At 34.6% G+C, this 15337-nt stretch carries 11 protein-coding genes and 3 tRNA genes; 6 read left to right on the forward strand and 8 right to left on the reverse strand.

Annotation, left to right across the window (positions count from 1 at the left end):
- Nucleotides 1-43 precede the first annotated feature (43 nt).
- The 5 genes from FC091_RS06505 to FC091_RS06525 form a co-directional block, all read right to left on the reverse strand.
- On the reverse strand, nt 44-331 hold the full coding sequence (locus tag FC091_RS06505) for a type II toxin-antitoxin system RelE/ParE family toxin (protein WP_138433475.1): 288 nt from the start codon (nt 329-331) through the stop codon (nt 44-46).
- On the reverse strand, nt 324-563 hold the full coding sequence (locus FC091_RS06510) for a ribbon-helix-helix domain-containing protein (RefSeq protein WP_138433476.1): 240 nt from the start codon (nt 561-563) through the stop codon (nt 324-326). The genes FC091_RS06505 and FC091_RS06510 overlap by 8 nt, the downstream gene beginning before the upstream one ends.
- 48 nt (nt 564-611) lie before the next feature.
- Nucleotides 612-2201, reverse strand: a complete 1590-nt coding sequence (locus tag FC091_RS06515) for an ATP-dependent DNA ligase (protein ID WP_138433477.1) — start codon at nt 2199-2201, stop codon at nt 612-614.
- Nucleotides 2202-2318: 117 nt separating this feature from the next.
- A complete protein-coding gene (locus tag FC091_RS06520; RefSeq protein WP_138433478.1) occupies nt 2319-3353 on the reverse strand; it encodes a ligase-associated DNA damage response exonuclease in 1035 nt (344 codons plus the stop codon).
- A gap of 60 nt (nt 3354-3413) precedes the next feature.
- The gene (locus FC091_RS06525; protein ID WP_138433479.1) at nt 3414-4007 is read right to left on the reverse strand and encodes a hypothetical protein; all 594 of its coding nucleotides are present in this window, start codon (nt 4005-4007) and stop codon (nt 3414-3416) included.
- Nucleotides 4008-4152: 145 nt separating this feature from the next.
- Here FC091_RS06525 and FC091_RS06530 point away from each other — a divergent pair.
- The 3 genes from FC091_RS06530 (at nt 4153) to FC091_RS06540 (ending at nt 4416) form a co-directional block, all read left to right on the forward strand.
- Nucleotides 4153-4236: transfer RNA gene (locus FC091_RS06530), tRNA-Ser, on the forward strand.
- 19 nt (nt 4237-4255) lie between these two features.
- Nucleotides 4256-4330 (forward strand) — tRNA-Pro (locus tag FC091_RS06535).
- Between the two features lie 12 nt (nt 4331-4342).
- Nucleotides 4343-4416, forward strand: a tRNA-Arg gene (locus tag FC091_RS06540).
- 37 nt (nt 4417-4453) lie between these two features.
- Here the strand turns inward: FC091_RS06540 and FC091_RS06545 are convergent.
- Entirely contained in the window at nt 4454-6496 is a 2043-nt protein-coding gene (locus FC091_RS06545) for an HD family phosphohydrolase (RefSeq protein ID WP_138433480.1), read from the reverse strand.
- A 114-nt stretch (nt 6497-6610) separates the two neighbouring features.
- On the opposite strand from FC091_RS06545, the gene FC091_RS06550 reads away from it, so the two are divergent.
- Together FC091_RS06550 and FC091_RS06555 are read left to right on the forward strand one after the other, a co-directional pair.
- Nucleotides 6611-7789, forward strand: coding sequence for an acetyl-CoA C-acyltransferase (locus FC091_RS06550; RefSeq protein ID WP_138433481.1), 1179 nt, complete (start codon nt 6611-6613; stop codon nt 7787-7789).
- Nucleotides 7790-7798: 9 nt separating this feature from the next.
- Nucleotides 7799-8548, forward strand: a complete 750-nt coding sequence (locus tag FC091_RS06555; protein WP_138433482.1) for a C40 family peptidase — start codon at nt 7799-7801, stop codon at nt 8546-8548.
- 52 nt (nt 8549-8600) lie between these two features.
- Here the strand turns inward: FC091_RS06555 and FC091_RS06560 are convergent, their stop codons facing one another.
- Nucleotides 8601-9887 carry a tetratricopeptide repeat protein gene (locus FC091_RS06560; protein ID WP_138433483.1) on the reverse strand — a complete coding sequence of 429 codons (1287 nt, stop codon included), beginning with the start codon at nt 9885-9887 and terminating at the stop codon, nt 8601-8603.
- Nucleotides 9888-9916: 29 nt separating this feature from the next.
- On the reverse strand, nt 9917-12454 hold the full coding sequence (gene gyrA, locus FC091_RS06565) for a DNA gyrase subunit A (RefSeq protein WP_138433484.1): 2538 nt from the start codon (nt 12452-12454) through the stop codon (nt 9917-9919).
- A 261-nt stretch (nt 12455-12715) separates the two neighbouring features.
- Between gyrA and FC091_RS06570 the strand changes: the two genes are divergently transcribed.
- The gene (locus FC091_RS06570) at nt 12716-15268 is read left to right on the forward strand and encodes an ATP-dependent Clp protease ATP-binding subunit (protein ID WP_138433485.1); all 2553 of its coding nucleotides are present in this window, start codon (nt 12716-12718) and stop codon (nt 15266-15268) included.
- Nucleotides 15269-15337: the final 69 nt, after the last annotated feature.

Here is a 15337-nt window from a genome sequence, read left to right on the forward strand (position 1 = left end):
TTTTTCAAATAGGTCTCAACTGCGCTCGACCTGACAGGGTTAATTACAAAATATTTCCCAAATCCTGCTTTCCAATAATTGCCATGATTTCAACCTGATGATTTTTAATCCTGAAAAATATGCTGTCTACACCACAAACGCAACGTCTGTAGCCTTTTCGGATATAGTCTACAGACTCAAATGAAAATGGATTCTTTGCAATTAATTCGAAATACTCAAAAAAAGCATCGAAATATTCATCTGCTTGGGTTACACCAAACTTCTGAATACCATAATGATGAATGCGAATTAAATCTTCTTTGGCTTGCTCACTTAATATATAATTAGCCATTATAGCGCTGTCTGGATTCGGCTAAAATATCGCCTTTACTTTTAGTAGTGAAACCACTTTTCTCAGCTTTTTTTAGCTTTTCAGCTATCCAATCTATTCGAGCTTGTTGCTGTCGCGCTTGACGAATAAGGTCATTGACCAGTTCACTTTTACTTGAATATTCTTCGCTTTCAACCTGAGCTTTTAACCATTCGTCATTCGGCTTTGTAAATGATATACTTTGTCTTCCCATAATTATCCTTTTGATGCAAATATACATCAATTTAACACCATTTTCAAGTTAATTCGTATTTATTAGCGCTTTCACCGATTCAATGGTATCTATTTCATCGACAGGTTTGTCCTTTCGCCATCTCGCAATACGTGGGAATCGTAAGGCGACTCCTGACTTATGACGGTTACTTAGCGCAATACCTTCAAAAGCAATCTCAAAAACAAGCTCTGGCTTAACCGTTCTTACAGGGCCAAAACGTTCGATAGCGTTTTTATTAACCCATTGAGAGATCTCAGTGATTTCTTTATCCGTTAAACCCGAATAGGCTTTTGCCACAGTTACTAAAGCATCATCTTTTTTAACGGCGAACGTGTAGTCTGTGTACTTTGAACTTCGTCTACCACTACCCTTTTGGGCATAAATCATCACAGCATCTATTGTTAATGGGTCAACTTTCCATTTCCACCAATCGCCTTTTTTGCGACCTGTATGATATGGAGATTGCTTCATCTTTAGCATTAAGCCTTCGCTATTGATAGCTCTTGAATTATCTCTGATCGTATGAAGTTCATTCCATTTTTTAAAATCCACCAGAAAAGACAATTTGATATGCTCTGGCAAGGCTACTGAATTGAATAAAGATTCTAAACGTTTACGACGGTCAATAAAAGCTACATCACGAATGTCATCACCATTGTATTCTAAAATATCGTAAGCCTTAAACCCAACTGGAACTTCTTCTAAAAGTTTCTTGGTCACATTCTTGCGATTAAGTCGTTTCTGTAAATCGTTGAATAGTAATACATCATTGTCTTTCATCGCCAGAATTTCACCATCGATAACAAAGTCATCTTTAAAATTCTGCATAGCTTCCACCAATTCTGGGAATTGTTTGGTTACCAATTCCTCACCGCGTGACCAGATATAAATTTCATTATTTCGCTTCACAATTTGTCCACGAATACCATCCCATTTTTGTTCTACGATCCAATCTTCTGGCTCGCCTAATTCTGGTAATTCTTTTTCTAAAGCATAAGCCAAACAAAAAGGATAAGGTTTAGAATTGTCATAATTGATGTGCTTCCCATGAATGAGTTCTTCAAAAGAAATTGAATCGATATCCCAATTACCGATAATACTGTGCATCAATTGGTTGGCGTCAATACTCGTTAATTTTGTCAAGGCATTAACCAAGGTTTTTTTAGAAACACCAATCCGAAAACTTCCACCAATGAGCTTATTAAAAATCAATCGCTCTTGTTGGTCTAAACCAGACCAAGCTTCCAGAACAAAGGCTTTTTTATCCTCGTCAGATTTTGGTTTTAAAGCTTTGAGTTCGCTCATCCATTCGTGTAAGGATAAATCCAGCTTATGTGTTGGTGTTGGTAATAAAAGTGCCATGGTTTCTCCTAAATCACCAACAGTACTATAACTTTCTAAGAATAACCATTCTGGTAATTTTGTGATCTCCATGCACCATTCGCGCATTAAGGTCGTTTTTACCGGACGTGATGGTCGCTTTCCTGTAAATAATGCTATGAGCCAAAGTTTGTCCTTGTCTGGTGCAATTTTAAAATACTCCATCAAGGCCTCAATCTTTGCATTGGTCTTATTAGTGATTTCTATAGCACTGATGAGATTGGAAAATAGTTTCATATTATTCCCAAGAAAGTGGGAATCTCTTCCCGGTTAGTAGAATCAATTTCTAAAAACACCCCTAAAGTCCCCTCAAGGGGACAATTTCTCTTTTTAAGATTTATGTTCTGACATATTCTAAACATCAACTTTATTTTCTTCTTTTTCAGCTTTAGCAAGCGCTTCATCTCCATATTCAGTGATTAACTCGTCTGCCTTAATACCTATTTCATTCAGGTATTTAGAAAAAACCACTTGGGAACCATGAGTTACATAAACTTGCTCTGCTTCTGATGCTTTAACGGCATCTATCAATCCATTCCAGTCTGCATGATCACTTACAGCAAAGCCAGCATCAACCGCCTGCCAACGCCTATTTCCTCTAATTTGCATCCATCCTGAACAAATGGCTGTTGCTGGATTTGGTAAACGTTTTAGCATTCGAGATCCTAATATTGCTGGTGGCGCAATAATGATTTTATTCTGAAGTATTTTCTTATCTAAATCTGCGGACCAAAGTTTGGTTTCTGGCAATTTAATTCCTGAGCCAGAAATGGCGTTATTTAAACTATGAATAGAACGGTGCACATAGATATCATCACAGCCATCCAATAAAGACATAAGACGTTGCGCCTTACCTAAGGAATAGCCGAGAAAAACAGACGTTCTATCGTTTTGCTGATTCGTTTTTACCCATGATTGCAACTGACTTTGTAAATCTTCTTCTGTTTTCCAATTATAAATCGGTAGCCCGAAGGTACTTTCAGTAATGAAGGTATTACACTTTATGGATTCAAATGGCTTAGTAATAAAATCAGGTTGGGTTTTATAATCTCCAGTAAAAACGACCACATAACCTTTATACTCTAAACGTATTTGTGCTGAACCTATGACATGACCTGCAGGATGAAAGCTCACCTTAACTTCATTAATTGTTATTTCCTTCCCATAGGAAGTACTTTCAATATTAATGTCGGCACCTAAGCGATGTTGTAAAATAGCCTTTGAGTCATCAGTACATAAGTAACGTTTCATGCCCCAACGTGCATGATCGGCGTGCCCATGAGAAATGATAGCATAGTCGACTGGATACCAAGGGTCTAAATAAAATTTACCTTGCGGACAGTAAATCCCTTTTTTGGTGAATTTGATGAGTTTTTTTTCAGTTGACATAGCAAAACGAAGCTATTGAAAATGTGACGAAAACACTAATAAGAATTCGTTAAATTTAATTTACAAAAAACCTTTTTGTGCTATAAGCATATCTTCGCCCCAGAGTTTAACCAAAAAAGAAATATCTATCGGAAAGAAGGATGACGATCCATCTAAATTGTATTTTACTGGACACTCTAGACGGTTTCCATCAATTATTTCACATTTATTTTTACCGTTATCAGATATATAGATTTTCTTTTCGTCTAACTTTTGATAAACTTTTTTTAAATCAATTATTGCATATTTAATGAACGATGTTGCTTTATGAGTCTCATTTTTAGCACTGTCAATTATTCCATAGGTGAAATAGTGCGCCTTCATTTTGTAGTACTCTGATTTGTGTCGCTCTTTGATTTTATTTGAGTCTCTACGGTATCTAATTGTAAAATCGTTGAAATCCTTGTATCGTTCTTCTCTAAATCGCTCTTGAACGCTCATTATAGTCTTTCCTTTTCGAAAAACATAATCGATACCATCCATCATATCTATAAACTCGGAATAATCCTTTCTTAATTGCACTTTGGACCAGTCTAAGGGATTATATATTAAAGGAATAGCCAAGTTTGTGTGGACATAATTAGTAAAGGCTCTATCTTTAGAATATTTTGACATATGAAAATAAAATTAATCATATTCTATGCTCTTTCAAAGTATTAGCGTATTCGAATTAAAAAACTCGAAAAAATTGTTGCGATAATTAATATGATAAGTTACATTTGCATCCGCAATTTTAAGAAACGTTCTTATAAAATTTATTGGAGAGGTGCCAGAGTGGTAATGGAGCAGATTGCTAATCTGTCAACGCGTAAGTGTTGCCCGGGTTCGAATCCCGGTCTCTCCGCATTTAGATAACCGTTTTTCGGGGTGTAGCGTAGCCCGGTTATCGCGCCGCGTTTGGGACGCGGAGGTCGCAGGTTCGAATCCTGCCACCCCGACTTTTTAGATTCGGTCGCGTAGCTCAGCTGGATAGAGCATCTGCCTTCTAAGCAGACGGTCACAGGTTCGAATCCTGTCGCGATCACATAAAGCCATACTAGTATTAGTGTGGCTTTTTTGTTTTATTCTGGATACTCTATCCTTAAATGATAGATATTGGCAAGTTTGTGCTTTATTACTTTCTTGATAGATTGAATTTCCTTAAAAGTAATATTAGCGTTTAAGAATTGTCCACTTTCCATTTGCTTATTAATGATATTCTCAACAAAATCATTAATCTTCGTTGTTGTTGGTTCTTTCAAACTTTTTGACGCAGCTTCAACGCTATCACACATCATTAAAATAGCTGTTTCTTTGCTAAATGGTTTTGGTCCAGGGTATGAAAAATCTTCAATTTTTGCAGTATTATTTTCAGCTTTCTCCTTCATATAGAAATAATAAACGAGACTAGTACCATGGTGCGTTCTAATAAAATCAATAACACGGTCTGGCAAATTGTATTTTTTTGCAATTTCAATACCATTCAACACATGGTCTACTATAATCATTGCACTTTCACTGCTTGACAATTCATCGTGAGGATTAATACCGTTACTTTGATTCTCAGTAAAATAGGTTGGATTCTTCATTTTACCTATATCATGATACAAAGCACCAACCCTAACCAGCATAGCGTTTGCACCTATTTCATTTGCTGAAGCTTCCGCAAGATTAGCCACGTTTAGAGAATGATGAAATGTTCCTGGTGCTTTGTTAGATAATTCTTTTAAAAGCTTTGTATTAGTATCTGATAATTCCAAAAGAGAAACATCAGATACAAGTCCAAAAATCTTTTCGTAAATGTAAATAAGAGGCTGAACGAAAAGTGTTGCTAATCCACATAAGATGAATAAGCCAAATGTATCCCATTTTAAGGTTGTTATTTGCCCTTCGTGGATTACAAAAAAGGCAAAATAAGCAATAATATAAATAAGAGTTATCTGACCAACTGATATAAAAAGATTGGCACGTTTATAGAGTTCAGAAACTGTTAATATGGTCACGATTCCAGCAATAATCTGCAGAAACATATACTCATAACTGTTTGGTACAATAAATCCCAAAAGTAATACTGTTAACACATGTGCAAATAAACCAAGTCGCGCATCAAAAAAAGCTTTTAAAACTAGTGGTAAAATACACAGAGGCACTACATATATGTACTGTGAATTATAATTAATTACCAAAGTAGTTAGCAATATCATCAACGCAATGTTGAAAAATATGAATGTTACTTTGGTATTGTTTTGAAACACTTCAAATCTGTATTTCTGTAAAAACAGTAGCAACATTAAAAGTGCTAGTGCGACTAATAATGTATATGCAACAAGAACCCAATTGTAATTAGCAGTATTCCAAACCTGGGACTCATACTCTGACTTTAGAGACTTTAGAATGTTATATTCCTCATCTTCTACTACTTGACCTTTAGAAATAATTAATTGGTCTTTATCTATACTACCCCTCGTAAGTGATATTTGAGAAAGCTCTTCTTCTAAGGTTGTCTTTGTTAGGGTTTCATTTAAAGTTACATTAGGTTTAATGATATCAAAAAATAGAGATATCATCCTATTTTTATTCTCAGAAGAAGTTGAATTAGCTAAATAACTCTCCAATCGATCTCGAAGTTGGTTTATTTCAATTAGGCTTTTATACTCTAAACGTTTTTCAACCGTATTAGAAGCTACTAAAACAACAGGTTTGTCATTAGAATAAGGATAATCGGTATCTAAAATTCCATTCTCATACAATGTCTTAATTATATCATTACCTTTAGTGAATAAATCTTTTTTAGATGAAATAGAATCATTAAAAACTTCATTAAATTTTGCATTATAATTAAGCTTTACGGTCTCAGGAACTTCTAGATCAATATCAAAATAAACGGAAGCGTTATTTTCAATTTCAAGCTGTTCTTCATTAATTTCTTCTTGAGTCTTTTGAATTGCAAAATTAAATGGTGCTAATAAACTTTCAGACTGCCAAGGTTTACCTTTCTCAAAAGAATATCTAAACTTCCCAGTCTTTGGAAATAAATAAACGATAAACAAAGTTGTCAATAAGAACAAAAGTATTTTATATACCAATGCATGATTTCTATACCATTTATTCAGAAGTTCCTTCATATAAAATCAAATGTAACAAATATTAAAATTTAAAACATCTATAATCTTTAATACATTCCTAAATATCTTAAAAAATCATTAATTTCGCAGAAATTAACTATAAACAAAATAATAATGAACAAGGACGTAGTAATTGTATCTGCCGTTAGAACACCTATAGGAAGTTTTTTAGGGAATTTATCTAGTGTACCAGCCCCTAAACTTGGAGCTGCTGCTATTAAAGGAGCTCTAGAAAGGATAAATCTAAAACCAGAAATGGTAGACGAAGTGCTAATGGGTAATGTAGTTCAAGCTGGTACAGGACAAGCGCCAGCGAGACAAGCAGCTATATTCGCTGGAATTCCAAATACTGTTCCTTGTACAACTATTAATAAAGTTTGCTCTTCGGGTATGAAAGCCGTAATGCAAGCAGCACAAGCTATTAGTCTAGGTGATGCTGAGATTATGATTGCTGGTGGAATGGAAAATATGAGTGCTATACCACACTATTATCATGCTCGTAGTGCTACAAAGTTCGGTCCTGCCACTTTAGTAGATGGCATGCAAAAAGATGGATTAGTTGACGCATATGACAACAATGCTATGGGTGTTTGTGCTGACGCTTGTGCTGTAGAGTACAGCTTTAGCAGAGAGGACCAAGATAAATTTGCAATACAATCTTATGAGCGATCTAAAGCTGCTTGGGATGCAGGTAAGTTTAATGATGAAGTTATTCCTGTCGAAGTCCCTCAACGTCGTGGTGATGCTTTAGTTATTAGCAAAGATGAAGAATATACTAACGTGAAAATGGAAAAAATTCCAGCCTTGCGTCCTGCGTTTACCAAAGACGGAACTGTAACTGCAGCAAACGCTTCTACCATTAATGATGGTGCAGCAGCTTTAGTACTTATGAGTAAAGAAAAAGCTGAAGAATTAGGTTTAAAACCTTTAGCGACTATAAAAAGTTACGCAGATGCTGCTCAAGAACCAAAGTGGTTTACTACTGCTCCTGCAAAAGCATTACCAAAAGCATTAGCGAAAGCTAATATAGAATTAAGTGATGTAGATTTCTTTGAATTTAATGAAGCTTTTTCTGTCGTTGGTTTAGCTAATATGAAAATTTTAGGATTATCCGACGATAAAGTTAACGTAAATGGTGGTGCGGTTTCTTTAGGCCATCCACTAGGCTGTTCTGGAGCTAGAATCTTAGTGACATTATTAAACGTCTTACAACAAAACAATGCAAAAATTGGTGCAGCTGCTATTTGTAATGGTGGTGGTGGTGCTTCTGCAATGGTATTAGAACGCGCTTAAATATTTTCTATGCAATACGGAGTTTGCAATCTAGGCATTGTACCTATACGATTAGAGCCTACTGATACCAGTGAGATGGTAACTCAGGCATTGTATGGAGACTTTTTTAAAGTGTTAGAACAGCGCAAAAAATGGAGTCGCATTCGTTTTGCATACGACAAATATGAAGGCTGGATAGACAACAAGCAATATCTTGAAATTGAAGAAAGTCAATATAGCCAATTATCTAATTCTGATATCTCCTTGTCAAAAGATTTAATACAGTTTGTATCTGATAATGCTAATAATATCTACCCTATTCCATTAGGTTCAGACCTAAACTGTCTAAGTCTTTTAAATCAAACGTTCGAAGGCAATAAGATTACCAAAAAAAGTGAAAAATCTAAAATCATTGACACCTCGTTTTTGTATCTAAACACACCATATTTATGGGGAGGTAAATCTCCTTTCGGAATTGATTGTTCTGGTTTTACACAAATGGTGTACAAGCTTAATGGCTATCATTTATTACGCGATGCGTCCCAGCAAGCCACACAAGGTTTAGCTTTAAGTTTTATTGAAGAAAGCGAGCCTGGAGATTTAGCTTTTTTTGATAATATAGAAGGAAACATTGTACATGTTGGTATAATAATGGAAGATAATTATATTATACATGCACACGGTAAGGTAAGAATTGATCGTTTAGATCATAGTGGTATTTACAATATAGACAAAAATAGCCATACGCACAGACTAAGAGTAATAAAGAAAATTATATAATAAAAAAAAGCGACTCTAAGTAAGTCGCTTTTTTTATTGTAGGTAAAAAATCTTAGTTTCCTTCTTCAATAGCTTTTGCTTTATCTTTATTTGTTCTGAATTTATCCATTTCACCAAGAGCACTGTATATATTTGCTAATTGATTATAAACATCTGCGTTTTTTAAATCTGGATTGTTAACAACAAACTTCTCTAATATTTCAGCACCAGCTTTAAACAAATCATTCTTTTTAGCCTTAAGTTCGTCATAACGCTTGTTATCTGCAGCAGAGTTACCCAATGTATTCATTTCATCATTCATAGCATTACCCTTATTAACTTCTAAAAATGATAAGTTCAATGCTGCATTAGCATAATCTGGCTTTATTTTTAAAGTTTGCTCAAAAGCATCTTTGGCCACATCATACTGCTCAACTTCCATTGCGGTAATTCCTACATTATAATTTAAGTCTGCATTATTAGGATCTTTCTTAAGTGCCTCTTTAAAAAGCTCAAAGGCTTTTTCATTGTTTCCAACTTTTATCTGAATTGTTGCTTCTGTAAGAATTAAATTATTATCCTCAGGAAACTCGCTTCTTGCATCTGCAATAGCTGCTAGTGCTTTTTCATTATTCCCTTGTGAAACATGAATAAATGCTATGTTCTTAACAACATTAGCTCTTTTAGACTCCTCTTTTCTATCCTCCGGATCTATATGTGTTTTGAGTGTTTTTACTGCAAAATCTCTATTCGATTTTTCTGGAAAAAATTCTTCACCTCCAGTTTCTTTATTGGTTGCTACATAATTCATCTTTATTCCTGTAAAACCAAGATTTTTTAGCTTAATAAAATGTTTTAGTGAAGTGTCATAATCATTATTCTGAGCTGCAAGTAAAGCTGCATTATAAAGATAGACTGTATCTTTAGGAGATATCTTATAAATATTTTCATAAGCTTTAGAAGCTACAGTAAGATCTTTATTATTGAAAGCTTCATTAGCTTTTTTCAAAAAGGAATTATAAATTTCTGTCTTCATCTCATTGGCTTCTTCAGTATACCTAAGTTTTCCTATTGAAGACTCATGGTTTTTTAATTCTGCTAAAGCAGCAATTGCAGCATCCACATCACTATCTGATCCTGCTCCATTTGCATAAAGCGCCTGAGCCTTTAAAAATAAAAACTTGGCCTTCATTTTGTCATCCATATTGCTCTTTAATCCTTCCGCCACAGACATAGCAGACTTTGCATCAGCAAAATTCATATTCTTAAGTGCTTTTTCCATAGCTTTCACCTCATTTTTTTGAGCAAAAGACATAGCTGTCACTGTAAAAACAAGCACTAATGTCATTAATTTTTTCATTTGTAATAAATAATTTATGTTGTTAATTTTTAGTTTTCAGTTTCATTATTATCAATAGCCGTGCCATCTTCATTTGTTGTTTGCTCATCAGCGTTTTCAGCATCTAGTTCGTCAACATTTTCTTCATCGTCATCTTTCATTACTTTAGCTACAGCAGCAATAGAATCGTTCCCTTTTAAGTTGATAAGCTTAACACCTTGTGTTGCTCTACCCATCACTCTTAAATCTGCTACTTCCATACGGATTGCAATACCAGACTTATTAATAATCATTAAATCATCTTCGTCAGAAACGTTTTTAATTGCTACTAAATTACCTGTTTTGTCAGTAATGGAAATGGTTTTTACACCTTTTCCGCCTCTATTGGTAATTCTGTAATCATCTAAGCTAGAACGTTTTCCGTATCCGTTTTCAGAGACTACTAAGATATTACTTTCAAAATCATTAACAGCAACCATTCCTATTACCTCATCGTTATCATTTGCTAAAGTTATACCTCTAACACCTGAAGCATTACGACCCATTGGTCTTGTTTTGGCTTCTTCAAAACGAATAGCTTTACCAGACCTAAGGGCTAACATCACCTGGCTTTCGCCTGTTGTAAGCTTAGCTTCTAATAATTCATCACCCTCTTTAATAGTGATGGCGTTAATACCGTTGGTACGAGGTCTAGAATATTGTTCTAATGATGTTTTCTTAACCTGACCTTTTTTCGTGGCCATTATGACATAATGGCTGTTTATGTAATCTTCGTCCTTAAGATCTTGAGTACATATAAATGCCATTACCTTATCATCTTGCTCTATATTAATAAGGTTTTGGATTGCTCTACCTTTTGAAGTTTTGGAGCCTTCTGGAATTTCATAAACACGCATCCAGAAACACTTACCTTTTTGGGTAAAAAACAACATATATTGGTGGTTTGTACCAACAAACAAGTGTTCCAAGAAATCTTCATTACGAGTTGTCGATGCTTTTTGGCCAACGCCTCCTCTATGCTGAGTTTTGTATTCATTAAGGGACGTACGCTTTATATAACCAGCGTGAGAAATAGTAATAACTACTTTTTCATCTGGAATCATGTCTTCAATACTTAAATCTCCACCAGCATATTCTATAACAGAACGACGCTCATCACCGTATTTATCACGGATAACTTCAAGTTCTTCCTTAATGATATTCATACGACGTTCTTTCTTGTCCAAAATATCTTTAAGGTCTTCTATAGTTTTCATTAACTCTTCATACTCTGCTCTTAACTTGTCTTGTTCCAGACCTGTTAACTGACGTAATCGCATTTCTACGATAGCCTTAGCTTGTATTTCAGTAAGTTTAAAACGTTCTATTAATTTTTCTCTCGCTTCTTCAGCATTAGATGAAGCTCTAATTAATGCAATTACTTCATCAATATTATCTGAAGCAATGATTAATCCTTCTAATATGTGAGCTCTTTCTTCTGCTTTACGTAATTCATATTTTGTACGTCTTACAACCACTTCGTGTCTGTGTTCTACGAAATAGTGAATTAAATCCTTAAGATTTAAAAGTTGAGGACGACCTTTTACTAAAGCAATATTATTTACACTAAAAGAAGATTGTAAAGCTGTGTACTTGTATAATTTGTTAAGTACAATGTTAGGAATGGCATCGCGTTTTAAAACATAAACAATACGCATTCCTTTTCTATCAGACTCATCTCTAATGGTAGAGATACCTTCTAGCTTTTTATCGTTAACCAAGTCTGCAGTCTTTTTAATCATATCTGCCTTGTTAACTTGGTAAGGTATTTCATTTACAATGATACACTCACGTCCATTTACTTCTTCAATATTGGCTTTTCCGCGCATTACTATTCTACCACGGCCAGTGTGAAATGCCTCCTTTACCCCATCGTAACCATAAATAGTTCCACCTGTTGGGAAATCTGGTGCTTTAATGTGCTGCATTAACTCATCTACCTCGATATCATTATTATCTATATAAGCAATAGTTCCATTAACAACTTCCGCAAGGTTGTGAGGTGGCATATTTGTTGCCATACCAACGGCAATACCAGAAGCACCATTTACTAATAAGCCAGGAATACGTGTAGGTAAAACTGTTGGTTCTTCTAAAGTATCATCAAAGTTAAGCTTATGGTCAACCGTTTCCTTATCAATATCAGCAAGCATTTCCTCAGAAATTTTCTGCATTCTAGCCTCAGTATAACGCATTGCTGCAGGACTATCGCCATCCACTGAACCAAAGTTACCTTGGCCGTCTATTAACATATATCTTAAACTCCATTCCTGAGCCATACGTACCATTGTATCGTAAACCGAAGTATCGCCATGTGGATGATATTTACCCAATACCTCACCAACGATTCTTGCTGATTTTTTATGAGCTGTATTTGCTCTAACACCTAATTCATGCATACCGTAAAGTACACGTCTGTGAACTGGTTTTAAGCCATCTCTTACATCTGGTAACGCACGTGACACAATGACCGACATTGAATAATCAATGTAGGCTGATTTCATTTCATCTTCAATGTTAATCGGAATGAGTTTTTCTCCTTCTGCCATATATAAAATTTATTAGATTTTTCTAGGTTTTCAAAACGTGCTAATATAAGCATTTCAGTAGTGTTTGAAGTGATTTCGAAAGCTAATTTTGAGAGTTTTTATTAACAATTTTTGATATCTTTTTAGTTAATAAGTATCATTAAATTTGCTTTGATTTAAAATGCTTTTTTAGTCTATTCGTTAAACCATTTTATTTAAGGTATGGTTTTTGCCATTTAGATAATATGTTTTTACTATTTTTAATGCAGAAAGGAGTTTACTATGGATGATAATTTTTCCCCGAGAGTTAAAGATGTTATTGCATTTAGCAAAGAAGAAGCTTTACGCCTTGGTCATGATTTTATTGGCACAGAACATTTAATGTTGGGTCTTTTAAGAGATGGCAATGGTAAGGCTATAGATATACTAAGTGCATTAGATGTCGACTTAAATCACTTAAGACGTAAAGTTGAGATTTTAAGTCCTGCTAATCCTAATATTATATCAACATCTAACGAAAAGAAAAACTTGCACTTAACAAGGCAAGCTGAACGTGCTTTAAAAACAACATTTTTAGAAGCTAAGTTGTTTCAAAGTACATCTATAAACACAGCACATTTATTATTATGCATATTAAGAAATGAAAATGACCCAACTACGAAGTTATTAAACAAACTTAAAGTTGATTATGATAATGTAAAAGACGAATTTAAATCTATGATTACAAGCGAAGATGATTACCTAGACGAACCTAAAGCCGAATCATATTCTGATGATGAAATAAACGAAGAGGATGATGCGAAGCAAAATCCTTTCGGTGGAAGCCAGTCTGGAAAAACAAATAAAAAGTCTAAAACACCAGTTTTAGACAACTTTGGCAGAGACTTAACCGTACTTGCCGAAGAAGGCAAATTAGATCCAGTAGTGGGTCGAGAAAAAGAAATACAGCGTGTTTCACAAATATTAAGTAGACGTAAAAAAAATAATCCGCTTTTAATTGGTGAACCTGGTGTTGGTAAATCTGCCATTGCTGAAGGTTTAGCACTGCGTATCGTAAAACGTAAGGTATCCAGAACGCTTTTTAATAAACGTGTTGTTACATTAGACCTTGCAAGTTTAGTTGCTGGCACAAAATACAGAGGTCAGTTTGAAGAGCGAATGAAAGCCGTAATGAACGAACTTGAAAAAAATGATGACATCATTCTTTTTATTGATGAAATTCACACTATTGTTGGTGCTGGAGGTGCTACCGGAAGCTTAGATGCGTCTAACATGTTTAAGCCTGCATTAGCAAGAGGCGAAATTCAATGCATAGGTGCAACTACGTTAGATGAGTACAGACAATATATCGAAAAAGATGGTGCTTTAGAACGTCGTTTTCAAAAAGTAATTGTTGAACCAACTTCTGTTGAGGAAACAATTGAAATATTAAATAATATAAAAGGTAAGTACGAAGAGCATCATAATGTTGACTATACACCTGAAGCTATTGAGGCTTGTGTAAAGTTAACAAATCGATATATGACAGAGCGTTTCTTACCAGACAAGGCTATTGATGCTTTGGATGAAGCAGGTTCTAGAGTGCACATTACCAATATTGATGTTCCTAAACAAATCATTGAACTAGAGAAAAAACTTGAAGAAGTTAAGGAAACTAAAAACAGTGTTGTTAAGAAACAGAAATACGAAGAAGCTGCTAAACTAAGAGATGACGAAAAACGTCTTGAAAAGGAATTAGCAACCGCTCAAGAAAAATGGGAGGAAGAAACAAAGCAACATAGAGAAATTGTAACGGAGGATAACGTTGCCGATGTTATATCCATGATGACAGGTATTCCTGTTAATAAAATAGCGCAAACTGAGCTTAATAAATTAGCAAGTTTACCAGATCTCATTAAGGGACGTGTTATCGGGCAGGACAATGCTGTTGCAAAGGTTGTAAAGGCTATTCAACGTAACAGAGCTGGCCTTAAAGACCCAAATAAACCAATAGGTTCATTTATATTTTTGGGACAAACTGGTGTTGGTAAAACGCAATTAGCAAAGGTTTTAGCTAGTGAATTATTTGACAGTAACGATGCCTTAGTCCGTATAGATATGAGTGAGTATATGGAAAAATTCGCTGTATCTAGACTTATTGGTGCACCTCCAGGATATGTAGGTTACGAAGAAGGTGGACAGCTTACTGAAAAAATTAGACGTAAGCCCTATGCTGTAGTTCTGTTAGATGAAATTGAAAAAGCGCATCCTGATGTGTTCAACATGCTTTTACAAGTTCTTGATGATGGCTATTTAACAGATAGCTTAGGTCGTAAGATTGATTTTAGAAATACCATCATAATTATGACATCTAATATAGGTGCTCGCAAACTTAAAGATTTTGGGACTGGTGTTGGTTTTGGTACTGCGGCAAAAGAATCGCAAGAAACTGAGTATGCCAAAGGTGTTATAGAAAACGCTCTTAAAAAGGCATTTGCCCCTGAATTTTTAAATAGAATTGATGATGTTATAGTATTTAACGCTCTAGAAAAAGAAGATATTGATAAAATTATTGATATTGAATTAGTTAAGCTTGTAAAACGTATTAAAGAATTAGGTTACGATTTGGTACTTACGGACAAAGCCAAGGATTATATAGCGGAAAAAGGTTTTGACAAACAATATGGTGCAAGACCACTAAACAGAGCAATTCAAAAGTATGTAGAAGACGCACTCGCTGAAGAAATCATCAATTCAAAAATCCAAGAAGGTGATACTATTACCATGGATTTGGACACTAAAAAAGATGAGTTAAAAATCAAAGTTAAAAGCTCTAGTAAACCTACAGAATCTTAAGACTTTTTAATATTTTAAGTTAAAACTCCTCATTTTTTGAGGAGTTTTTTTTATCTTAAAAAATAAAAC

The sequence above is a fragment of the Winogradskyella algicola genome, from assembly GCF_005869935.1.
Classification (GTDB): domain Bacteria; phylum Bacteroidota; class Bacteroidia; order Flavobacteriales; family Flavobacteriaceae; genus Winogradskyella; species Winogradskyella algicola.